Below are 23,952 nucleotides of genomic sequence, written 5' to 3' on the forward strand. Positions count from 1 at the left end.
GCGCTTCGGTGTCGCTTCACTTTCGCTTGCTCTCCCGACCGCTTTATTAATGTAGCAACCACGAACCGCTTCTGTCAACTGTTTTGAAAAACTTTTTTGGAAAACTCTCAAAATCCCCAAGGGCGCAGCTTTTGGGCTAAGTTGGTTGGGCAATCTTTTAGAAAAATTAGGGGAAAACTGACGTGGTGAGTCCCAGGGCTGTTCTACCTCCCTCGATCGTATTAGACCCACTCCTGCACTCCTGGTTGTTGGAAGATGTCGGTCGCGGCGATCGCTCGAGTCAAGGTTTATTAGGCAACAAGGTACGTGTGGGGCAAGCTGAGTGGACTGCTAAGGAGGCAGGAGTCATTACCGGATTGCCGATAGCTAGTCGGATATTCCAACTGTTGAACGATAGAGTCAGTTTTGTTGCTGTTGTCGCTGAGGGGGAACAGTGCCAGCGAGGACAGTTGGTTGCTCGCGTTGATGGCTCGCTAGAGGCGCTGCTGCTCGGAGAACGAGTTGCTTTAAACCTAGCTATGCGTTTGAGTGGGATTGCTACACTCACCCGTAAGTATGTTGAGCAAATTGCGGATTTGCCAGCTCAATTGGTGGATACTCGCAAAACGACTCCGGGGCTGAGAATTTTAGAAAAGTACGCGACACAGGTGGGGGGAGCGATGAACCACCGAATGGGGTTAGATGATGCTGTGATGATCAAGGATAATCACATTGCTGTGGCTGGAGGGATTGGCAAGGCGCTCGCTTGTATTCGCTCCCAAATGCCCTATCCATTGACTATAGAAGTAGAAACCGAAACCCTAGCTCAAGTGAAAGAAGCCTTACAGCACGGTGCTGATATCATCATGCTGGACAATATGCCGCTGGAGATGATGCGGCAGGCAGTGCAGATAATTCGCCATAGCAATGACCGGATCAAGATTGAAGCCTCGGGCAACATTACTCTAGAAACTATTCGTGCTGTGGCTGAAACTGGCGTAGACTACATCTCCAGTAGCGCCCCGATTACGCGCTCAACATGGCTCGATTTGAGTATGAACATAGACGTTAGTACGATAAAGGAAAGAAGTACGCTTCCTGAAGTTTCGGCAAAACCCAATGAACTCTACCCTTGAACAACTTAAAAATAGATTTGAGCAAGCTTTAGTTACCGCTTTTGGCAGTGACTATGCTGGGGTAGACCCAATGCTAGTGCCTGCTAGCAATCCCAAATTTGGTGATTATCAATCCAATGGGGCAATGTCCTTAACTAAAAAGTTGGGTCAGCCGCCACGAGCGATCGCGCAAAAAATCGTTGAGCATATAGATGTCAACGATTTCTGTCGTCCGCCAGAAATTGCGGGTCCTGGTTTTATCAATTTCACCCTGAAACCAGAATATTTGGAAGCGCAGCTAAGTGCTATTCAGGCAGACTCCCGATTGGGTACCAGCAAGGCAAAACATCCCCAGCGGGTAGTGGTGGATTTTTCTAGCCCTAATATTGCTAAAGAGATGCACGTTGGGCACTTGCGTTCAACGATCATTGGGGATTGCATTGCCCGAACTTTGGAATTTCAAAATCACGATGTTTTGCGCCTGAATCATGTGGGCGACTGGGGAACCCAGTTTGGAATGCTAATCGCCTACTTAAGAGAAGTTTGTCCAGAGGCTTTGACGACTGCTAATGCTATAGATTTGGGCGATTTAGTTGCTTTTTACCGCAAAGCAAAACAGCGGTTTGATGAGGATGAGAAGTTTCAAGAAACGGCCCGACAAGAAGTTGTCAAGTTGCAAGCGGGTGACGAAGAGTCTCGGCGGGCATGGCAGCTGCTGTGCGAACAGTCCCGGCGCGAGTTTCAGATTATCTACGATCGGCTTGATGTGCATCTAACAGAACGAGGGGAATCTTTCTATAACCCATTGCTAGCGGGAGTAGTGGAAGACCTCGACCAGTTGGGCTTGCTCGTGGAAAACAATGGGGCTAAATGCGTATTTCTGGAAGGGTTTACTAACAAAGAAGGTGAACCTTTGCCCATGATTGTCCAAAAGTCTGATGGAGGCTATAACTACGCCACTACTGATTTGGCAGCCTTACGCTACCGGATTGAACAAGATCGAGCTGAGCGGATAATCTACGTTACAGATGCTGGACAAGCAAATCACTTTACTCAGGTGTTTCAGGTAGCGCAACGAGCTGGCTGGATTCCAGATAATGTACAGTTGGTTCACGTCCCCTTTGGTTTGGTGTTGGGAGAAGGTGGCAAGAAGCTGAAAACGCGCTCTGGCGAAACGGTGCGGTTGCGGGATTTGCTAGATGAAGCGATCACATCTGCCCGTGAAGACTTGGAAGCAAGGCTCAAAGAAGAAGGGCGCGAGGAAACAGAAGAATTCATTGCCCACGTTGCTGAGGTAGTTGGCATTAGTTGTGTCAAGTATGCCGACTTGAGCCAAAACCGGAACAGCAACTATATCTTCAACTCTAAGAAGATGGTAGCTCGCGAGGGCAACACAGCAACTTACTTACTCTATGCCTATGTACGAGTACAGGGAATTAGCCGCAAAGGCGATATTGACTTTGAGCAGTTGGGAATGAATGCCAAAATTCTGTTGCAAGAAGAAACAGAATTAGTGTTAGCGAAGCATCTACTACAACTGAGCGAAGTTCTCAGTGACGTTGAGCAAGATTTACTACCCAATCGCCTTTGTCAATATTTATTTGAACTGAGCCAAAAGTTTAATCAGTTCTATGACCAGTGTCAGGTGCTTAAAGCTGAGGAACCCGTGCGGACATCTCGGTTGGTTTTGTGCAATGTAACAGCGCGAACTTTGAAATTAGGATTATCCCTACTTGGCATTTCTGTGCTAGAGCGTATGTAGGCAGGGTGGACGCGATCGCTTATGCTTCTAATTAGTCAAACCAAACAATCGTCAACAATCTAGGATATCAGTGCTGCTGTTGAACAATTCGTTGCTGATATTCCTGTTCGGTCATCATCTCTTGCGTGCTTTGTAAACGATCTACAAACACGATGCCATCCAGGTGATCGGATTCGTGTTGAAAAATTCGGGCGACAAAATCTGTGAACTGTTGACGATGCAATTTACCATCCCGACTGGTGTATTCCACATCAATCGCCTGATATCTGGGAACCAACCCTCGAATTCCTGGAATGCTGAGGCACCCTTCCCAGCCTTTCACCACCTCATCAGAGTGGGCAATGATGCGAGGATTTATTATGGCGGTTGGTTCCATCTCAGGAGCGGTGGGATACCGAGGATTCGGACGAGATGCGACGATGAACAAGCGATAAGATTGAGCTACCTGGGGTGCTGCAATGCCAACACCGCTTGCTTGAGCAACGGTTGTAATTAGGTCATCAATCAGCTTTTGGATTTGTCCAAAGTGGACATTTTCGATAATTTGAGCTGGTTGGCGCAGGATGGGATTTCCCAGTTGAGTAATTGGCAGGATTTCAGCCATAGTTGAGACTGGTTTAAAAGAGCGATCGCTCTTCACAAGAATGGATAATACTATTCTGCACAAAGCCGTAGAGGTGAGGCGTGGATATTTCTCTTGAACAGCTCTGGAGCCAAGTGCTAGAGCGTCTACAGCTACAACTGAGCCGTCCTACCTTTGAAACGTGGATCAAAACTGCCAGCGCTCAAGAGCTGGAAAATAACTGCTTGGTGATTTGCACGCCTAACCCGTTTGCCCGGAATTGGTTGCAGAAATATTACATCAAAACAATTGCTGATGTCGTACAAGATATTCTGGGACAGCCGGTGGAAATTCACATCACGGTTGCCAAAGGAAATGAAATCTCTAGCGCTGATGATGCCGAAATTTCCTGGTCGCTGCCTATAGAAACCAGTGTCCCCGAAATTTCCCCCAACCAGCGACCCAGACCAACCGAATTAAATCCTAAATACGTTTTTTCACGCTTTGTTGTCGGCTCTAATAATCGGATGGCTCATGCAGCTTCTTTAGCTGTGGCAGAATCTCCAGGACGTGAGTTTAATCCATTATTTTTGTGTGGGGGTGTTGGACTAGGAAAAACTCACTTAATGCAAGCAATTGGGCATTACCGTTTGGAAATTCACCCAGATTCAAAAATATTTTATGTTTCTACTGAGCAGTTCACAAACGACTTGATTGCAGCAATTCGTAAAGATAGTATGCAACGGTTTCGAGAACATTATCGAGCTGCCGATGTACTGTTGGTGGATGATATTCAATTTTTAGAAGGAAAGGAATATACTCAAGAAGAATTCTTTCATACTTTTAATACTTTACATGAAGCTGGAAAGCAAGTAGTAATCGCTTCTGACCGCCCTCCTAATCAGATTCCTCGCCTGCAAGAACGTCTTTGCTCCCGCTTTTCTATGGGATTAATTGCCGATATTCAGCGCCCAGACTTAGAAACACGGATGGCAATTTTACAAAAAAAGGCAGAATATGAAAATATGCGATTACCGCGAGATGTTATTGAATATATAGCGACTAACTATACTTCAAATATTCGGGAATTGGAGGGCGCTTTAATTCGGGCTGTGGCTTATATTTCAATTTCCGGTTTGTCGATGACTGTCGAAAATATTGCTCCAGTTTTGAATCCACCTGCGGAAAAAGTAGCGGTTTCTCCAGAGGCGGTAATGATAGCGATCGCAGAAACTTTTGATCTTCGCATTGAAGATTTAAAAAGTAATTCTCGTCGTCGAGAGATTAGCTGGGCGCGACAAATTGGTATGTATTTAATGCGTCAGCACACAGATTTGAGTTTACCTAGGATTGGTGAGGAATTTGGAGGTAAAGATCACACCACAGTAATGTATAGCTGCGAGAAAATTACTCAATTAAAGGATAGCGATCCTGATGTAGCTAGAACGCTACGCCACCTTAGCGATCGCATCAATTTTGCTAGCAGAAGCCAAAATAAATCCTGATACTCCTCTCACAGCTAGCCAGTAGCCGTTAATTTAAGTTTTCGGAAAGTACTTATAAAGAATGATTCACCTTTAGAAGGGTTGTGGAAAACTCCTGGTTTTCTGTGGAAAAGCTTGTGGTAAAGCCGTGAAAAATTTTGTGCCATCAGTGGAAAACAATGACAAGTACAAATACCTTGTGGAAAAGTGACTCTTTTTTCCACAAGGTTTCCACAATTCATTAGAGCTGCTAAAACATACACAGGAAATTCATTTGACAACATTTTCCACATTTTCCACAGCTCCAGCACTTTTGCCTAAAGGAGGTAAGCAGGGGAATCTGGATTGCTGAGGACAAGGGTGCTACGATCTCCTTCTGTGCCAAAAGTACCGCGCTATGAGCGTCGGTTGGCTGAACACCTCCAAGGTTGAACATCTATGAAACTGGTTTGCACCCAAAACGATCTCAGTACCAACCTTTCTCTCGTCAGCCGAGCAGTGCCATCGCGACCGACACATCCTGTCCTCGCAAATGTCAAGCTGGAAGCTAACAAAAAAACTCAGCTCGTCAGTTTGACGGCATTCGATCTCAGCCTTGGCATTCAGACCAGCTTTCCAGCACAAGTGGAAGAGGAAGGTTATCTCACTTTACCCGCTAAGCTGTTAAACGATATTGTTTCCCGTCTAGCAGAGGGAGAAATTACTTTAGAGGATAAAGGGGAGGAAGGGACAAGTGAAGGAATTATTGCCACGCTGACTTCTGCCTCTGGGCGTTATAAAGTCCGGGGTATGACCGCAGAAGAATTTCCAGAACTGCCAGTAATAGAAAATGGCGAAGCTGCTCAATTGCCCGCCGCCGCATTAATTGATGGCTTGCGGGGTTCCTTATTTGCCACTAGTCCCGATGAAACGAAGCAGGTTCTCACGGGCATCCATTTAACAGTCAAACCAGAATATCTTGAATTTGCCGCGACAGATGGTCATCGTTTATCGGTTGTTGAAACGACTAACCAAGGTCAAACGGATGAAGAAGCCTCTGAGACGATTAGTCAGACAGCTCCGTTAGAAGTCACAATTCCAGCACGGGCACTGCGAGAACTGGAACGAATTTTAGGAATGCGCCAGTCAGCGGAAGCTATCGCTCTCCATCTTGACCAAGGGCAGGTTGTATTTGAATTAGCCGATCAACGTTTGACTAGCCGCACCCTAGAAGGTCAATATCCCGCCTATCGTCAGTTGATTCCCCAACAATTTGAGCGGCAGGTGACAATCGATCGGCGTCAGTTGCTCAATGCATTAGAACGAATTGCCGTGCTAGCTGACCAAAAAAATAATATTGTCAAATTCACGATAGACAGCACTAACCAGCAGATTGCCTTATCAGTGGAAGCACAGGATGTTGGTAGCGGGCGCGAATCTCTACCTGCACAGATATCGGGCAAGGATCTAGAGATTGCCTTCAATATTACCTATCTCAGAGATGGACTGAAGGCGCTGCAATCCTCCGAGATTCAAATGCAGATGAATACAGGGAATAGTCCGGTGATTCTGACACCGCTTGGAGGTCTAAAAATGACTTACTTAGTGATGCCGGTGCAGATTCGCGCTTAACGAATTGTTAAGAGATAGCGACCTCGACCGCGCGGATTTGAGGCGGTGGCGATCGCTCGATAAACGCCTGTTCGGGGTAAAGTCACACTCATCTGAGAATTGGGATTGCTGCGGCTGATGTTATCGTTCTCAGCAATCTTCCGACCATTTTGATCGACCAAAATTAGATAGGTATCAAAATCAGGACTGGCAAGTGCGATCGTCAGAGGCTGACCGGCACGACCTTGAAAGGAATATTCCTGAAACAAACTGCCATCAGAAAGCACCTTGGCACCCCGACCCAGAATACCCGCTTGCCGCATCAGCAAACGACTTTGGGAAGTTTGATAGCGATCGCCTCCGGCAGCCGCCATTGCTCGAAGACGGTAAGCACCTACTTGTCTTCCCTCAGAGGAATTGGCAATGATTAGATAAGTGCCACTTGCAGGCAGTGTCGCCACAAGGCTAGCGTTTCCCCTACCGCCCCTATCATCGTCTTGTGCAACTTCATTGCCATTGGGGCCAAGCAGAATTAAGTAGGAATCAATCTGCTGACTCGCCATATCAATTCTAACTTGCTGACCGGCTCTCCCCTGAAAGGTGTAAAGGTCAAAATAGCTATTATCCGCTCGGAGAACATTATCACCACTGCCAAGAGTGGCGTTAATCACCGTACCATTCAAAGCAATGGGCTGAGGCGGTTGTCTTCCAGAAGCGGGTTGTTGCCGTTGAGCAGTGGTAGGGGCGCGTCCTTGGCGCACAGCGGTCAAGAACGGCTGTACCTGGTCTACAGAAATCGCAAATCCAATGCCAATGTTTCCCGCAGTCTGACCGCTGGTAAAAATAGCAGTATTGACGCCAATCAATTCTCCTTGGCTATTGAGAAGAGGACCACCGGAATTGCCTGGGTTGATGGCTGCATCGGTTTGGATTAAACCGCGCTGTTGGTCAATCCGGCTAACAATACCAACGGTGAAGGTTCCTTGAAATTGACCGAAAGGATTCCCAATCGCAAACGCCCGCTGACCGACTTGTACGGAGTTTGGAGGAGCGATCGCAACAGTGGGCAAATTGTTCTGTCCGCGAATTTTAAGGACAGCTAAGTCTAGACTGCTGTTAGCAAAAGCAATGATATCGGCTGGGAGTCTTCTGCCATCTGAGAGAATAACAGTAACAGTTTGGCGACCATTTGCCACAACGTGAGCATTGGTCAATACCAGGCCGTCTCGGCTAATAATGCTACCGCTGCCGCTACCGTCACCAGCCTGGATGGATACCACTCCTGGACTAGCGCGTTTATAAACCTGAATATTTGTTTGTTCTTCAGCTTCTTGGGCAACAGCGATATTTGACTGTTGCCAGTTAAAGGGAACGATTGCGTCGATTGCATTAGCACCAATGGCAGCGGCGGCTGCGATGATGCCCGAAGTGGCAATACGCAGAACTTTGGTACTCATTATGTTAATTTTTTAAGCTTTTTTGACTGTTTTAGCATATTTAGTAGCGATCGCTCTCAAGCAATGCTCTTTCCATAGAAGAAGCCTCTGACTCGCTCGTGCAGGAACTCGCCAATTTCATCGATCTTCTACTGTTGTAAAGAGCCAGAATTTGTTGCTGAAGTTCCTCTTTCTACAGTTGCAATATGCCATTGGCCTAACTGGCTAGTTTCAAACGCCACGTAGCGACCATCACCGGAAATAGTGGGATGGCGTACCGAGCCTCGGATGCTGCTAGTGAGCAATTCGGAGCGTTGAGTTTGACGGTCGTAGACAAAGATATCCGTCTTGCCTCGTTCGCTAGAAACATAAGCAATAAATCGACCATCAGCATTCAAAGCGGGTTGATCCTGTCTGGAGTCCCGACGATTGATATTGGGGAGATCGACGAGACGGCGTTGCTGCAAGTCGTAAAGGAAAATGTCTCGATTATTATTGCGGTCAGAAGCAAAGGCGAGATAGCGACCGTCACTGCTGTAGGCGGGATATTCGTCAGGGGTCTGGCTGTTGATACCGCCAGTCAGTATTTGCGGCGGGTTGAAGAGCTGGGTATCAAGACAACCAGTTATCCCCATTGTGAATAAAATCGTTAGCCAGCGCCAGTTAATTAGCCATTTCATATCACTTGCGCCTAAATACCTGATGACTGTAGCTGTGAAGTGCGACTACACGAATCAAGCCTGCCTTTATAGGCTAAAAAAATCCCCTGATTCGCCAAAGCTGTGGATTCAGATAAGCGGGTATTTACTTTTTCCAACCATTCCTTCCCAAATACTCAGCACTTTTATCCTCAAGGAGGTGCTGGAAGATTCAGCGTTTGTCCAGAGCGATCGCTAACTACAATATCCCACTGACCATTTTCACTAGATTCAAAGGCAATTGTACTGCCATCAGCGCTAATCGTTGGATTTCGCACTTCTGCTTGCACGTTTTCCGCGAGATTCCTTAACTGGCGAGTTTCCCGGTCATAGAGGTAGATTCCCGACCGACCCTGACGACTTGCAGCAAAGACGATGTAACGACCATCAGCGGAAACAGCAGGGTTAGATGCGATCGCATCCAGGGAATTTAATCCAGGCAAATCAATCAAACGCCGATCCACCGTGTCGAAAAGGTAAACATCCTGACTGCTGCGCCGGTCAGAAATTAGCACAATGTACCGACTGGCGATTTGAGGATTAATGTCAGAAGCTGGGCTATTTAAACTTCGCCCTGCTGAATCAAAGGGAAAACTCATAAGACGACCTGAGCCAGTACAACTACTCAATAAACTGGCTAAGGTAACAAATACTGATAGAAAAAGGTTACGTTTCACGCTCAGGGAGAGGCAGATGGACTGCCATCGGGGATATCTAACTCAATATTAGGCCCCCGGTCTAGCACCTCTACATCCCACTGACCGCGACTGCTGCTTTCAAAGGCAATATAGCGACCATCTGGACTAATGCTAGGATTTCGCACCCAACCGCGATAGCCCATTGTAAGAATTTGTGAGGATTTGGTGCTGCGATCGTAAAGTTCAACTTCCGGGCGTCCTTGGTCGCTGGCAATGTAGACAATGTAACGACCGTTCTGACTGAGACTGGGATTTTCTGCGATCGCGTCTTGTCGGTTCAAGCGCGGTACATCTACAAACTGCCGCTGCTGCAAGTCGTACAGCCAAATCTGTCGGCTGCCATTGCGGTTAGAAACAAAGGCGAGCAACCGACCATTGCCGCTCAAAGCCGGTTGCTCATCTGTATAACGACTGTTAAGAGCAACTGGCCCTGTTGAGCGATTGACTGGGGTACAGGCGACGACTAACCCAGCCATACTAAACCAGATTCCCCATTTGACCCAGGTATGGATTCCCAGACCGCACGCCAATCTTTTCACGTCAAAGCTGCATTGTTGCTTGCAAAAATAACCTGACCCAATGAACCAGCCGCGTCTCATAAAACGTCGGACGGACACGAAGGAACCGCCCTTTCCTGACTCATTCTTGGTCAAAATTGCTTGAGTTGTCCCCTTCTTCCGGGTAGTCTATCGGTTTGTAGTCCACATAGTCGGTTGGGGTTGCTTCTACGTCCTCCCGACTCTCCCGATTGGGCGATCGCTCTGACGATTCTCCTCTAGGTGGACGACTTCTTCTTGGCTTGGCAGCAGTCTCTGGATCTCGGCTGGGTGGACGAGTCGAGCTGGGACGGCTACTGCGAGACGGTTTTTCCTCCCATGTGTCTGAGACTTCCCAATCGTCCGGTTGTTCGGTTGGGCGAGTTTCTGTTGGACGGGGACGACGCTTGCGAGGACGGTCTCCTTGTCCCAGCCTTTCAGAACTACTATTGCTATTACTCCGACTGGATGGACGGCGGCGCGGTTCATCCTCGTAAGTTTCTACCGTCCGGCTATTGCGAGATTCTTGCGTTCCCCGAATCCGCCGTCTCGGTGGTTCCTCATCCATCGGTTCGAGTTGATCCAACTCGGCTCGATACACGCGGCTTACGGGGCGATCGTCATCCACAATTTGCGTATTTCGCTTTGCAACCTCCGTCGCCACTCCACGCATCCGAATACTTTCAAATGCAAAAAAGATAGCAGAGCCGGTCAACAGAAATTGACCGAATTGCAAAATCGGATCGAGTCGCCATCCTTGAAATAAAAGAATAAAGCCGCACAAGAGACCAACTGCGGCAAAAAAGATATCGTGATCTCGCGCTAGCTCTGGACGCACGGTACGCAGAAAGTACAGTGCTGCCCCTGCCACTGCCAGAAAAATACCCAGAAGACTGGCTGAGTTAAGCCCGAAGTTTACCATTGCTGTTTTCCCAAGACAAATCTATGTTAACGAGTTAACCGCAGAAATTGGTACGCAGGTTGGGAATTTTAATTCTAAGTATCCTGGGTCAGCAGGAGAACGAGCGGGCAGAAACTGGCTTGCTGCATCGCATCAGCTCTTCTCCCTTTAACATATAAAACCTCAGTTTTTTTAGAGGGAGCAACTAATTTAATAATTACTCTCTCGACAAACTGAGGTTTCCGGCTATTCCGACAATCTAGGAACGTTGGATTTTATCCTTCTGACTAATAAAAATCAGCGCCACCGTGGCTGGGATGACAACAATTACAGCACCCCAGAGCAGACTATAGAGAAAATTCGCTAATGAAGGCGTCATTTTTTTTCGCTCGCTTTGACAACGATTTCTTTTGATCAATTTTAACGATATGTTATGAACTTGAGAAGCCTATTTGTCGCTTCATTTTGTTTTTACGTCTCTTATACCCCTGTACCAGTCTGGCTGAATAGGATTGAGTGCCACGCTGCGTTAGAATAATGAGAGATTTGGTTACAAAACTTTAACTATAATGCCTTGCCGCGTCAGTTGCATGACAAATACGCGACACGGCTAAAGTTTTGACACCCGGAAATATTCTTGATTAAGAACCAATGGACGCTGTTTCGCTGGCTAGCTGGATTCTTGGCCCGCTTGTGGGCTTGATGACTTTGCTGTTTATCTTTCGGATCGTCCTTACCTGGTATCCCCAGATAGACTTAAATCGGCTTCCCTTTAACTTGATTGCTTGGCCTACAGAACCTTTTTTAGTGCCATTGCGGAAAATTGTGCCCCCTATCGGTGGTGTGGACATTACCCCGATCGTTTGGGTAGGGATCTTTAGCCTAGTGCGAGAGATTCTCTTGGGTCAGCAAGGACTGCTGACGATGTTTGCTCATACTCATTAAGGTGCTTCCGACGAGGTTAGTAAGAGTGGGTAACGGAAAAAATTACCGATTACCCACTCCTTACTTACTGCTGGGACTGCATTAACTGCTCAACAAAATTGGTATAAACCTCGCCTTGTAAAAACTCCGGTGTCTCCATAATTTTTTGATGGAAGCCAATGGTTGTGGGCAAACCCGTGATGGCACACTCCCGCAATGCCCGTTTCATCCGCTTAATTGCAGTAGGGCGATCGCTACCCCAAACAATTAACTTACCAATCAGGGAGTCATAGTAAGCAGGGATTTCGTAGTCCGTGTAGACATGAGAATCCATCCGAACACCAAAGCCGCCAGGAGGCAGATAGCCGCTGATCCGCCCCGGATGAGGACGGAAGTTGTGGTCGGGGTCTTCCGCATTGATTCGACATTCAATGGCATGGCCTCGGAGAACGATTCGATCTTGAGTCAGCGACAATTTCTCCCCTTGAGCAATGCGGATTTGCTCGGCAATCAAGTCTAACCCAGTGATCATTTCTGTCACCGGGTGTTCGACTTGAATCCGAGTATTCATTTCCATGAAATAAAATTCCCCAGAGGGTGCAAGCAGAAACTCCACAGTCCCGGCACCCGTGTAGTTGATAGACTTAGCAGCCATGACAGCGGCAGTGCCCATTTTTTGGCGCAGTTCTGAACTGAGAACTGGACTTGGGGCTTCTTCTAGTAACTTTTGATGACGCCGTTGGATAGAGCAATCGCGTTCACCCAGGTGAATTACGTTGCCGTAGCTATCGGCTAGGATTTGAAATTCGATGTGGCGGGGACGTTCAATAAATTTTTCCAGATAGACGCCTGGATTGCCAAATGCAGCTTCTGCTTCTCCCTGTGCAGCTTGGAAGAGCTTGACGAGTTCGCTTTCTTCCCGCACCAAACGCATTCCTCGCCCTCCACCTCCGGCGGTGGCTTTGATCATGACAGGATAGCCGATTTCATCCGCGATCGCTAATGCTTCCCGATCGGACATTAATATCCCATCACTTCCCGGCACTGTAGGCACACCCGCCCGTTGCATCGTTTCTTTCGCAGTGGATTTGTCTCCCATTGCCCGAATCGCTTCCGGCGTTGGGCCAATGAAAGAAATCTGGTGATCCGCGCAGATTTCCGCAAATCGGGCATTTTCTGCTAAAAAACCATAGCCCGGATGAATAGCGATCGCGTTGCGCGTCAAAGCTGCCGCAATAATATTGGGAATATTCAGATAACTTTTGATACTGGGGGGTTCACCAATGCAAACGGCTTCGTCAGCCAGTTGCACATGAAGGGCGTGTCGATCGATCGTCGAGTGAACTGCAACAGTCGCAATCCCCATTTCTTCGCAGGTACGGAGAATGCGGAGAGCAATTTCCCCTCGGTTAGCAATTAAAATCTTTGAAAAACGCATCTTCTAGTTTTTAGAGAAATGGGGTAGCGCAAGGAACAATCATTATTATTTCAGGATGTTGCCTTCAGCATCAGTACAATATATAGATCGCATCACCTCGCCTTAGAACAGTTATTGATACTGATTGAAAGTCTTGTTTCTTCCAAAGAGAACGAAATTGCCTCAAAGATGATACAATTGGTATATATGCAAGCGGATGTGGCGGAATTGGTATACGCGCACGTTTGAGGGGCGTGTGGCTTTGCCTTGCGAGTTCGAGTCTCGCCATCCGCATTACTTTTTCAGTTCTCAGTGCTGCAAGCGCATCAACGCATAGTATGCACTGAGAACTGAAATTGCAAAAGAACTAAACTCACCACTCAATTTTTTTTGCTGGAATAGGTTTCCGGCAAGAAATTGTTTATGATTTTATATAAGAAAATGAAGTTTTGTAAAGAGCTTTGACTTCAACTGTTATACCCACAAACAGCATTAGCTTACCAAGAGATTGGTATGCTCTCAGTCCGCTTTGGCAGGGAGGCGAAGAAGTGGTGCAGCAAGGACTGCCTCACACACAGCTAGCACCAGCATGGCAGATGCTTTTACTGGGAGATGGCTCCCCGACCCGTCACCTGCAACTTTTGACGGGTGAACCAACAGAAGTAGATGTCATTGATATGTCGCCTGTTGGCATGGATGCTGATGCGGCACCCAATCAAATCCAGGCTGTACCAGGACCTAGGTTGCGAAGACAGGTATGGCTGCGTACCACCTCCGGTCAGCGGCTGGCTTACGCGACTTCCTGGTGGGAAGCCAGCCATGTAGATGAGTATTTACAAAACCGTTCCTTGCCAATTTGGGCAAGTTTGGCTCGCCTGCGTACCGAGTTATATCGGGATGTCCAGGGAATTTACTACGGTCAGTCCGATGCTTTAGAATCTGCCTTTGGACAAACAGGACCATTCTGGGGGCGTCACTACCTATTTTGGCATCATGGGCGTCCGCTGACGCTAATTTATGAGGTTTTTTCGCCCTATTTGACCAACTACTTGGGGCCAATGCAGCCGGTGAAGCCAGGGGATTAAGTAGAGAGACTTCATTAATTTGTAGGATGGGTAGAGCAGGAGCGAAACCATCAAACCTTTGTCAATGTTGGTTTGACAATGTTGGGTGGACAATCGCCCAAACTTCAAAATGACGGAGTTTTATTTAGGTCTCCCATCTTCTTGACACTCTCCGGTATAAATACGCAAAGCAAACATAAAGTGAAAAACTTACACGGGAATAAAGTTTTGACCTCTTTCCTGTGTAAGTTTTTCAAACTTATTTAACCACTGACAAAAAGCTAACAGCTAGCTGCTTTTTCCAACATCAGCTTAGAACGCTTAACTTGCTCTGGAATTGAGATGGGATAGTCACCCGTAAAACAAGCAGAACAAAAATTGTTGGGATCTTCGCCGGTAGTTTTTAACATTCCCTCGCGGCTGAGATAAGCTAGCGAGTCTACACCTATTTGTTCGGCAATTTCTTCGACTGACTTTGTTGCCGCAATCAACTGATCTTGGCTATCCGTGTCAATGCCATAAAAGCAGGGATGAGTTACGGGTGGAGAGGAAATTCGCATATGAACCTCGGTGGCACCAGCATCTCTGAGGGCTTTGACAAGTTTGCGGCTAGTCGTTCCTCGCACGATAGAGTCGTCAACAATAACGACTCGTTTCCCACTCAGCACATCTTTAAGAGGATTGAGTTTCATCTTGATGCCACACTCTCGCATTGCCTGAGTCGGCTGGATGAAAGTGCGACCAACATAGCGATTTTTAATCAATCCCTCGGCGTAAGGAATACCGGATGCTTGGGAAAACCCAATCGCGGCGGGAATGCCGGAATCGGGTACGCCAATAATGATATCGGTATCCGCTGGAGATTCCTGAGCGAGTTGCCGTCCTAAGCGCAGCCGGTAGCTATAGAGACTCTCGTCATGCATGACGCTATCCGGACGAGCAAAGTAAATCATTTCAAAGATGCATAGTTTCCGCTTGGGTTGTTCTGCCCAGAAGAAGGAAGCCATACCTTCTTCGGTAATCCAAACTAACTCGCCCGGTTCAACATCCCGCAGGTACTCAGCCCCAATAATATCTAAGCCACAAGTTTCTGATGCGAGGACATAGCGCTGAGGATTCGTGTTTAAAATGCCAATCACTAAGGGACGAATACCGTTGGAGTCGCGGGCACCCATCAAGCCGTCTGGCGTTCCGATTGCCAGACTAAAGGCTCCTTCGCATTGCCGAAAGGCTCGGATCGCTCCTTCTAACCAGTCTTTGCCTGCGTTAATTTCTTCTGCGATCGCAAAGGCAATCATCTCAGAATCCGTCGTCGTGACTAAGTTACAGTCGCGTCGCAACAACTCTTCCCGCAGTTTCCCAGTATTGACTAAATTCCCATTGTGTGTCAGCGCAAGGGTTCCTAACCGAGTCTCTACAACTGCTGGCTGAGCATTAACAACGCGGCTGGAACCCGTCGTGGAGTAACGGGTATGACCAACTGCCAAGTTCCCCGGTAGCTGGTTCAAAATGGATTCGTTGAAGACTTGGGAAACTAAGCCCATCTCTTTGTGTAAATGAACCTGCTTGCCGTCAAAAGCGGCAATACCAGCAGATTCCTGACCCCGGTGCTGTAACGCATACAAACCAAAATAGGTCAGTTTGGCGACATCTTCACCTGGTGCATAAACCCCAAAAACGCCACAGGCTTCCTCTGGCTTATCAGGTCGCTGATCGTTCAAGTGGTTAGACTCAGCTGGAGACTCATCACTTGCAAAGGGATGGTTGGGAATCATTTGAGAACTTGGCTCCTACTTGTTGAGGCAGAGAAAAACTAACCAGGCTTAGTAATTCTTAATAATCTCATAACAAAGCGTTAATGTCGCTAGCCGAAGACATAGACCAGGAATTTAGCTCTGTCTGGGTCAGCGATTTCTGGAAGTAAATTGGGGAAGGTTGGCTAAACGGTTAAACGGCGTTGGATAGCATTGTAATAAGCATCGCCCATTTTCTTAATGCTAACGTCAATCAAAGTTTGGCTTTGAGTGGTAAAAACCCGTAACTCGCTGTCCGGTTTTCCGACGCGACCCATTTGTTCCCAGCAATTTTCCAGTTGCTCCTTTAAATAGGATTCCCAAATTTCTTGATGTTCTTGCACGACAGAAACTAAAATTCGCGCTCCCCCTTCACCAAAAAGGATAGAATCCAAGCGTACAGAGGGTTCTGGAGGAAGTTTCCAGTGAATTTCGGCTCCCAAATTGCTAGCGATGCAAGCTTCCGAGAGAGCGATCGCAACTCCTCCCTCAGCACAATCGTGAGCTGAGCGAATCCAACCTTGACGAATTCCCTCCCGGCAAGCAGCTTGTACCCGGCGTTCCAAACCAAAATCTACGGTGGGCGGTTTACCGGCGACAATGTCATGAATGGCTGACAAATACTCGGAAGCACCTAACGTGACTCCCTCTGGTGAATCCAAACGTTTTCCCAGTAAATAAATTAAATCTCCCTCGGCTTGCCAAGCTTGGCTGCAAATTCGCGTAATGTCAGGAATTAACCCCACCATCCCCACCACGGGCGTCGGATAAATTGGCTGGGGATTCCCGTCAGCGTCCAGGGTTTCATTGTAGAGAGACACGTTGCCGCCAGTCACTGGCGTTCCCAATTCCCGACAAGCTTCCGCGATTCCCCGACAAGCATTTGCCAGTTGCCAATAACCCACCGGCTTTTCTGGACTCCCAAAATTTAGGTTATCCGTGACTGCTAAAGGTTCGGCTCCTACACAACTAAGATTACGAGCCGCTTCTGCGACGACTGCCTTGGCTCCTTCATAGGGGTCAAGATAGACGTAACGAGCATTGCAATCGACAGTGGCAGCAACCCCCTTATTGTCCCCCTGGTTAATCGAGTAATTGGGGGAGGGTTCCAGGGGTCGTACCCTCACCACTGCGGCATCTGCGCCACCTGGAACAATCACAGTATTGTTTTGCACCTGATGGTCGTACTGACGATAAACCCAACGCTTAGAGGCAATTGTCGGAGTATCTAACAAAGTCAAGAGAATCTCATTCCAGGTGAGAGAACGACCTTGAATTTCAATGCCTGCGCTGGTACAAGTCGGAAGGCGATCGCTTGTCCACTCCCAAGCTACACGCGCATACTCTGGCGCTTCAGTCAACAATTCTCGGTGATAAATGGGCGTATTATCCGCCAAAGCCGTTGCTGGAATTTCTGCCGCCACGCCGCCTTGGAACAAAATCCGCACAATCGGCTGCTCAATCACAGTGCCTGCAACGACAGCTTGTAGACCCCAGCGGTGGAAAATATCAATTAACTCCTGTTCGCGCCCCTTGTAAGCAACAAACAGCATCCGTTCCTGAGATTCGGATAGTAAATATTCATAAGGCACCATCCCTGTTTCCCGCACGGGAATTTTGTCTAAATCCAGTTCAATCCCAACGCCACCTTTAGCCGCCATTTCTGATGTGGAACAGGTAATGCCTGCTGCACCCATATCTTGCGCGGCAGCAACAGCACCCGTTTTAAATGCTTCTAAGCAAGCTTCAATGAGGGATTTTTCTAGGAAAGGGTCGCCCACTTGTACCGCTGGACGGTCATCCATCGACTCATCGCTGAGTTCCGCACTCGCAAAACTCGCCCCGCCCATGCCATCTCGCCCAGTCGTAGAACCCACATACAGCACTGGATTTCCAATCCCTACGGCTCCAGATGTAACAATTTCCGTAGTTTCCATCAATCCCAGTGCCATGACATTTACCAGGGGATTGCCCGAATAAGCTGGATCGAAATAAACTTCACCGCCCACAGTGGGGACTCCCACACAATTGCCATAATGGGAGATTCCCGACACCACACCATTGAACAGTCGCCGCGTCTTGGCATCTTCCAGAGAACCAAAGCGGAGGGAATTTAACAAGGCGATGGGACGCGCACCCATTGTAAAGATATCCCGGAGAATCCCGCCGACTCCCGTTGCAGCCCCTTGAAACGGTTCAACTGCTGAGGGGTGATTGTGAGATTCGATTTTAAATGCGAGTTGCAGTCCGTCGCCCAAGTCTACAACACCAGCATTTTCTCCTGGCCCGACGAGAATGCGATCGCCTTCTGTCGGAAACTGCTTCAGTAGCGGTCGCGAGTTCTTGTAGCAGCAATGCTCCGACCACATGACGCCGAACATCCCTAACTCAGCTTTATTCGGATGACGCCCTAGCCGTTGGACAATGTCTTCGTATTCTTCTGGTTTTATACCTTCTGCGGCAATTTCTTCGGGGGTAAACGGAGCGGATGAGATTGTAGACATGGAACCCTTGCACGAACGGCACAGGGTTAATTGTATCGATATTTCCCCGCTACTTATGCGGTAAATGTGCTTGTAACTTTAACGGATATAAAATTGTGTCAATTTTAAAGAGTTTTAAAACGCATCTAAAAAAATAGAGTAGGCGATGCCTACTCTATTTTTGACTACCGTTATTAACGCTAACTGTTAATCATCACCGGCAAAAATATAACGGTACAGTTCGCTAGGATCGGGTTCTGGGCTTTCCTCGGCAAACTTCACCGCATCGTCGATGACGGCTTGGATTTTCCGGTCAATTTCTTTGAGTTCTTCTTGGTCTACCAGATTGTGTTCTACAAGATGAGCAGCCAACTTTTTGATTGGATCGCGGGCGAACCAATATTCCTTCTCATTTTTAGAACGAAGTTCGTCAGGGTCAGCGAGAGAGTGACCTCGGAAGCGATAGGTTAGGGCTTCAATCAAGGTTGGCCCTTCACCCGCACGGGCACGCGCGATCGCTTCCTGGGCGACTGCACGAACTGCTAACACGTCCATCCCATCAACCTCAACACCTGCCATACCAAAGGCATGGGCTTTCTTGAAAATTTCTGGTACAGAAGTTGCCCGTTCGTGCGCCATACCAATTGCCCACTTGTTGTTTTCCACAACATACAAAATTGGCAGTTTCCACAGCGCCGCCATATTCAAGCATTCAAAAAATTGACCGTTATTCGCTGCACCGTCGCCAAAAAAGCAGGCGGTTACTTGATCGGAACCGGCATCTCCCAAGGCTTCGCGGCGGTACTTACTGGCAAAAGCCGCACCCGTAGCAACAGGAATCCCTTCAGCCACAAAAGCATAACCTCCCAGCAGTTTATGCTCCGAGGAAAACATATGCATCGAGCCGCCGCGCCCTTTACTACAGCCGGTTGCCTTACCAAACAACTCAGCCATTACCTCTTTTGCAGGCACCCCAGCACTCAGAGCATGAACGTGGTCGCGGTAGGTGCTGGAAACATAATCCTCATCTTGGCGCATTGCCTTGATGACGCCAGTTGACACAGCCTCTTGACCGTTATATAGGTGGACAAAACCAAACATTTTGCCCCGGTAGTACATCTCGGCGCACTTATCTTCAAAAAACCGCCCCAAGACCATGTCCTCGTAAAGGATCAATCCTTCTTCTTTGGTGATTTGGGTTTGATCGGCGTGAAAGACGGGTAAAATGCGTTCCTGAACCATTGATTTAAGGGATAAACTTGACGTGATTGGTTGAACGGCGGTTTTTATCTACCAAGATAAGCTTCTACTATAGAAGCTAGGGGGTATAATTATCGCACCTATTCTATCGTTTATGTTCGCTCGTACAGATACAGATTAATTTAGTTGCCTGGGGCTGAGGAAGTAGACTGTGAGAATTCCGCTCGATTACTACCGGATTCTGGGCCTGCCGATTCAGGCTACGGCTGAGCAGTTGCAGCAAGCGTATCGCGATCGCGCTCTGCAACTTCCTCGACGAGAGTATTCAGAAATCACGATCGCCGCCCGAAAACAACTGCTAGACGAAGCTTACGCGATTCTGTGCGATCCAGAACAGCGTTCCGCTTACGACGCTACATTTCTGACAAAAACATACGACCTGGATTCAGAATCAGGAACAGCAACTCGTCAGGAAGGAAATGGTACAGCAGACACCGACCTTGACCCTTATACGCCCAGCATCGAAATTCAAGATGAGCAATTCGTTGGGGCATTGCTGATCTTACAGGAGCTAGGAGAATACGAACTGGTGCTGAAGCTGGGACGTCCCTTCCTCAGCCGTGCTAGCACCAGTATCGAAAAGGGTCGTTTGGGCAACCCTCAGCTAGTGCAACCAGATATTGTGTTGACGCTGGCATTGGCGTGTCTGGAACTAGGCCGAGAGCAATGGCAGCAAGGTCAATATGAAAACGCCGCCACCTCCCTAGAGACGGGTCAAGAATTACTATTGCGAGAAGGGATATTTGCCAGCCTGCGGGGTGAAATTCAGGCGGATCTTTACAAGCTTCGCCCGTACCGAATTTTGGAATTACTCGCAAGTAGTGAAGACAAAGTAACCGAACGCCGTAAAGGATTGCAGCATTTGCAAGAAATGTTGCAAGAACGCGGCGGCATCGATGGCACTGGAGACGATCAATCGGGACTGAACATTGATGACTTTCTCCGCTTCATTCAGCAGCTGCGGAGCTACTTGACCTCCGCCGAACAGCAGAATCTCTTTGAAGCAGAAGCGCGTCGTCCCTCGGCAGTGGCTACCTATTTAGCGGTTTATGCTTTACTAGGTCGGGGGTTTGCCCAACGACAGCCGGGTCTAATTAGACAAGCTAAGCAGATGCTGATGCGCTTAGGCAAGCGTCAGGATGTGCATTTGGAACAGGCGGTGTGTGCCCTTCTTCTCGGTCAGACGGAAGAAGCCAGTCGCGCCCTAGAACTCAGCCAAGAGTACGAACCCCTCGCCTTCATTCGAGAACATTCTCAGGGCGCGCCAGACTTGTTACCTGGGTTGTGTTTGTACGGGGAGCGTTGGTTGCAAGCAGAAGTGTTTCCCCACTTCCGAGATTTGGCATCGGTGCGAGCTTCCTTGAAGGATTACTTTGCCGATGATCAGGTTCAGGCGTACTTAGAAGAATTGCCAGTAGAGGAAGATACAACCAATGAGTGGGCGGTATTGCCGACTCAGCAAGTATCTTATGCTGCGACTCCCGTCTCGCGAGGGACAAGTGACTCCCCAGGATTTCGCAGACCGGAGAGTGTGGTATCTCGCTCCAGTGGGCGGAACGGCAGTGGAGAGAATGGGGGCAGGATGAGCGATGCGGCATCAAGCAACGCGCCCTTGCGTCCCAATGCTGAAGAAAGTTCCTCGCGCGATCGCCTTCAACAATTGGTGGAACAGCAATCTGGCGCAGCTCATCGAACGGCGACAATGACCGCTACAATCGATCGCCCGCAAACAGGGGGAGGATCGAATTTACCGGCGGCAGAACGAGTTTCTCGGTCTCCAGAACCAGAAGGCAACGATCCGGGCCTGCCTGGGGATTCTGCCTCGAAGCGTCAGCGCCGCCGAGGGAATTCACCGGAACAAAATGAACAACCACGGGCAACAATCGCGAGTCGGTTGCGGAGACCAGATTCTGTGTCCAAGGCATCCCCCACGGGAGGAGATGTATCAGCTCGTCGTTCAGGCGGTCGTCTTCAACGTTCTACAGCTTCCTTGCGCTCGGCGAAAACCGGACGGCTTCTTTTACTGGGACTTGCCGGGATTCTCAGTTTGGGAGTCTTGCTAATGCTAGCGACCGCTGCTTTCAGTTGGCTCCAGAGAAGTTTCTCAGGCCCGCTCTTAGAAGGAGAGCAACCAATGGTACAGCTAGCTGCTCCTCCAGTACCCATTCCCGAACCAGGCAGTAAACTACTGAGTCCATCTGGCCCTCTAACCCAGGAGACGGCTCGACAATTGGTTCAGATTTGGCTTGCTAGTAAAGCCGATGCCTTGGGTGAAGAGCATACCGTCGAAAAATTACAGCAAATCCTTGCCGATCCCGCTTTATCTCGTTGGCAAAAACGTTCTCAAAGCACAAAGAACAGTAACTCGTACTGGAAGTACAGGCACAAGGTCGAGGTGAAATCTGTTGAAATGAGCGATCGCAATCCCGATCGCGCCAAAGTGGATGCACAGGTGAATGAAGCCGCAGATTTCTATAAAGCAGGTAAGCTCAATCAAGCTTCTTCCTATGATGAAAGCCTGCGCGTGCGTTATGACCTAGTACGCAAAGATGGTCAGTGGCTGATCCAGGACATGAAGGTTCTGAGGTAGTCATTGGGGATTAGTCATGAGTCGGCTCGTCATTAGGCGACCGATTGTTAACGCTTGACCGTGGCTGATAACCAGTGGCTAATAACGAATGACCGAAACCTTATTTCATGCCTATACCCCCATCATCCTGTGGACGGCACTCGGTTTTATACTCTTTAGATTTATCCCTAATTCCTTACCCAGGTTGCTGGGTCGCGGTCTTTATTGGGTTGGGGTGCCGCTACAAATTCTGACGCTGGCTCGTCAGGCAAACTTATCAGAAAATGCTGGAGTAGTGCCGCTAATTGCCATAGGAGCTTTGGCGGTCGGTTTTACTTTTGCATGGCTAAGTTTGCAGGTTTGGAAACGCTTCAGCCGTGAAAATGGCGACAGTAAAAAGTCTTCTTTTCTGCCTTTTTTAGACCGCCCTCGCTACGGAAGTTTCATCCTGTCTGCCATGCTGGGCAATACAGGTTTTGTGGGGTTAGCGATCGCTCCTTCTTTGATTAGCGCTCAAGCTGTGGGTCTAGCCGTCTTCTACAGCGTCACGAATAACATCATTGGTACCTATGGAATTGGTGTCTTTATCGCCAGCTACTTTGGGCGACCCGCAAAGCGAAATCATTGGTGGATTCAACTTCGAGATATCTTGACCGTTCCTGCCTTGTGGACATTTAGTTTCGGATACCTCACTCGCTCGGTTGAACTGCCGACTCTACTAGAATCAGGACTGCAAGCTTCTGTAGGGTTTGTCATTGCTAGCTCCTTTGTGCTAATGGGGATACGGCTCGCTCAGCTACAAGGATGGAAGAGTTTTCGGGTTGCCTTACTCCCTGCCCTGGTGAAAGTTGTGGTGATGCCAGGACTGGTGGGTATTGCAGCCACCCTAATTGGTTTATCGGGCGATGCCCGCTTGGCAATGGTTCTCATGGCAGGTGTGCCCACTGCCTTTGCGAGTTTGATCCTGGCGGAGGAGTACGATCTCGACCCAGATTTAGCCGCCAGCAGTATTGTCCTAAGTATCGGACTGCTACTGTTGATGATTCCGGTTTGGCTGCTTGTATATGGTTAATCCGAAAACGCCAATACAGGAGTTCTCGTTTCTGCCTCATTAATCTAGCTTTCTTGCCGATTACCAAAAGTTGAGCCTCTGAAGAAAACGTTCCCAAGGCAGGGGAGCTTAAGAATGAGACCAATCTCTCTTTGCCTCTAATGATTGGGGAAGGATTGGGGCAAGGACAGATTTCAACGATTGCCCCAAAAACGATTGCCCCAAAAAAGTGACTGGGTTTCGCTTCTTTTGTCATAATTCTCTGACATTGTAGATTTGCATGGGAACGTTTCCGACAAATTGACAAGTTACGGCGATCCCAATCCATTTGTAATGTCAAAATATCATGACAATTCGATCCCCAAGTCCCTTATAACTTCGTAGATATACCTATAATTGGCTGAAACACCTCTTGACCTAACCCGGTATTTTTCTGCAACATGAAATTAACAAAGCGATCCCGCGATCCCAAAGAAATGCTCTAATCAGCAAATTTCTAAAATCCTGGGCGCTCAGTTAGATTCTCAATCCAGCCAAGAAAGCCAGTCAGTCTTCTTGGCGTCACAAAAGCAGCCCCTATTCAAGACTGACACCGGCTCATTCAAGACCGCAGCTAACCATTGAGACGTT

The 23,952-nt window shown here is 48.3% G+C and carries 19 protein-coding genes and 1 tRNA gene; 9 read left to right on the forward strand and 11 right to left on the reverse strand.

Features of this window, described 5'->3' with window-relative positions; genetic code table 11:
* The first annotated feature begins 185 nt into the window (after positions 1–185).
* Both nadC and argS read left to right on the forward strand, forming a co-directional pair.
* A complete protein-coding gene (gene nadC / locus NDI44_RS21580; protein ID WP_190410268.1) occupies positions 186–1,115 on the forward strand; it encodes a carboxylating nicotinate-nucleotide diphosphorylase in 930 nt (309 codons plus the stop codon).
* A complete protein-coding gene (gene argS / locus NDI44_RS21585) occupies positions 1,099–2,856 on the forward strand; it encodes an arginine--tRNA ligase (RefSeq protein WP_190410182.1) in 1,758 nt (585 codons plus the stop codon). The genes nadC and argS overlap by 17 nt, the downstream gene beginning before the upstream one ends.
* A 67-nt stretch (positions 2,857–2,923) precedes the next feature.
* Here the strand turns inward: argS and def are convergent, their stop codons facing one another.
* Positions 2,924–3,460, reverse strand: a complete 537-nt coding sequence (gene def, locus NDI44_RS21590; protein ID WP_190410183.1) for a peptide deformylase — start codon at positions 3,458–3,460, stop codon at positions 2,924–2,926.
* An 80-nt stretch (positions 3,461–3,540) separates the two neighbouring features.
* Between def and dnaA the strand changes: the two genes are divergently transcribed.
* Positions 3,541–4,923, forward strand: coding sequence for a chromosomal replication initiator protein DnaA (gene dnaA, locus NDI44_RS21595; protein ID WP_190410184.1), 1,383 nt, complete (start codon positions 3,541–3,543; stop codon positions 4,921–4,923).
* Positions 4,924–5,340: 417 nt separating this feature from the next.
* On the forward strand, positions 5,341–6,513 hold the full coding sequence (dnaN, locus tag NDI44_RS21600; RefSeq protein ID WP_190410185.1) for a DNA polymerase III subunit beta: 1,173 nt from the start codon (positions 5,341–5,343) through the stop codon (positions 6,511–6,513).
* On the opposite strand, the gene NDI44_RS21605 is transcribed toward dnaN, so the two are convergent.
* The 6 genes from NDI44_RS21605 to NDI44_RS21630 all read right to left on the reverse strand — a co-directional run bounded on the left by NDI44_RS21605 (position 6,510) and on the right by NDI44_RS21630 (position 11,140).
* Positions 6,510–7,949 carry a trypsin-like peptidase domain-containing protein gene (locus NDI44_RS21605; RefSeq protein ID WP_190410186.1) on the reverse strand — a complete coding sequence of 480 codons (1,440 nt, stop codon included), beginning with the start codon at positions 7,947–7,949 and terminating at the stop codon, positions 6,510–6,512. The genes dnaN and NDI44_RS21605 overlap by 4 nt on opposite strands.
* 128 nt (positions 7,950–8,077) lie before the next feature.
* Positions 8,078–8,563 carry a PD40 domain-containing protein gene (locus tag NDI44_RS21610; protein ID WP_190410269.1) on the reverse strand — a complete coding sequence of 162 codons (486 nt, stop codon included), beginning with the start codon at positions 8,561–8,563 and terminating at the stop codon, positions 8,078–8,080.
* Between the two features lie 215 nt (positions 8,564–8,778).
* Positions 8,779–9,303: a PD40 domain-containing protein gene (locus NDI44_RS21615; RefSeq protein WP_190410187.1), complete on the reverse strand. Its 525-nt coding sequence runs from the start codon at positions 9,301–9,303 to the stop codon at positions 8,779–8,781.
* Positions 9,304–9,305: 2 nt separating this feature from the next.
* Positions 9,306–9,800 (reverse strand): PD40 domain-containing protein, encoded by a 495-nt coding sequence (locus NDI44_RS21620; RefSeq protein WP_199292210.1) that lies wholly within the window; start codon positions 9,798–9,800, stop codon positions 9,306–9,308.
* A gap of 163 nt (positions 9,801–9,963) precedes the next feature.
* A complete protein-coding gene (locus NDI44_RS21625; protein ID WP_190410188.1) occupies positions 9,964–10,782 on the reverse strand; it encodes a Ycf66 family protein in 819 nt (272 codons plus the stop codon).
* A 238-nt stretch (positions 10,783–11,020) separates the two neighbouring features.
* Positions 11,021–11,140, reverse strand: a complete 120-nt coding sequence (locus NDI44_RS21630) for a photosystem II reaction center X protein (RefSeq protein ID WP_190410189.1) — start codon at positions 11,138–11,140, stop codon at positions 11,021–11,023.
* 272 nt (positions 11,141–11,412) lie between these two features.
* Between NDI44_RS21630 and NDI44_RS21635 the strand changes: the two genes are divergently transcribed.
* Complete coding sequence (locus NDI44_RS21635; RefSeq protein ID WP_190410190.1) at positions 11,413–11,706, forward strand: YggT family protein; 294 nt, start codon at positions 11,413–11,415, stop codon at positions 11,704–11,706.
* 64 nt (positions 11,707–11,770) lie between these two features.
* On the opposite strand, the gene accC is transcribed toward NDI44_RS21635, so the two are convergent.
* On the reverse strand, positions 11,771–13,123 hold the full coding sequence (accC, locus tag NDI44_RS21640; RefSeq protein ID WP_190410191.1) for an acetyl-CoA carboxylase biotin carboxylase subunit: 1,353 nt from the start codon (positions 13,121–13,123) through the stop codon (positions 11,771–11,773).
* Between the two features lie 192 nt (positions 13,124–13,315).
* Here accC and NDI44_RS21645 point away from each other — a divergent pair.
* A tRNA-Leu gene (locus NDI44_RS21645) sits at positions 13,316–13,396 on the forward strand.
* 167 nt (positions 13,397–13,563) lie between these two features.
* On the forward strand, positions 13,564–14,187 hold the full coding sequence (locus NDI44_RS21650; protein ID WP_190410192.1) for a chorismate lyase: 624 nt from the start codon (positions 13,564–13,566) through the stop codon (positions 14,185–14,187).
* A 260-nt stretch (positions 14,188–14,447) separates the two neighbouring features.
* On the opposite strand, the gene purF is transcribed toward NDI44_RS21650, so the two are convergent.
* The 3 genes from purF to pdhA form a co-directional block, all read right to left on the reverse strand.
* A complete protein-coding gene (gene purF, locus NDI44_RS21655) occupies positions 14,448–15,941 on the reverse strand; it encodes an amidophosphoribosyltransferase (protein WP_190410193.1) in 1,494 nt (497 codons plus the stop codon).
* Between the two features lie 164 nt (positions 15,942–16,105).
* On the reverse strand, positions 16,106–18,463 hold the full coding sequence (gene purL / locus NDI44_RS21660; RefSeq protein ID WP_190410194.1) for a phosphoribosylformylglycinamidine synthase subunit PurL: 2,358 nt from the start codon (positions 18,461–18,463) through the stop codon (positions 16,106–16,108).
* Between the two features lie 186 nt (positions 18,464–18,649).
* A complete protein-coding gene (gene pdhA / locus NDI44_RS21665) occupies positions 18,650–19,684 on the reverse strand; it encodes a pyruvate dehydrogenase (acetyl-transferring) E1 component subunit alpha (RefSeq protein WP_190410195.1) in 1,035 nt (344 codons plus the stop codon).
* A gap of 169 nt (positions 19,685–19,853) precedes the next feature.
* On the opposite strand from pdhA, the gene NDI44_RS21670 reads away from it, so the two are divergent.
* Together NDI44_RS21670 and NDI44_RS21675 are read left to right on the forward strand one after the other, a co-directional pair.
* Positions 19,854–22,292, forward strand: a complete 2,439-nt coding sequence (locus tag NDI44_RS21670; RefSeq protein WP_190410196.1) for an IMS domain-containing protein — start codon at positions 19,854–19,856, stop codon at positions 22,290–22,292.
* Positions 22,293–22,380: 88 nt separating this feature from the next.
* A complete protein-coding gene (locus NDI44_RS21675; protein WP_190410197.1) occupies positions 22,381–23,343 on the forward strand; it encodes an AEC family transporter in 963 nt (320 codons plus the stop codon).
* Positions 23,344–23,952 lie beyond the last annotated feature (609 nt).

The organism is Trichocoleus sp. DQ-A3 (assembly GCF_039961975.1).
GTDB lineage: Bacteria > Cyanobacteriota > Cyanobacteriia > Cyanobacteriales > FACHB-T130 > FACHB-T130.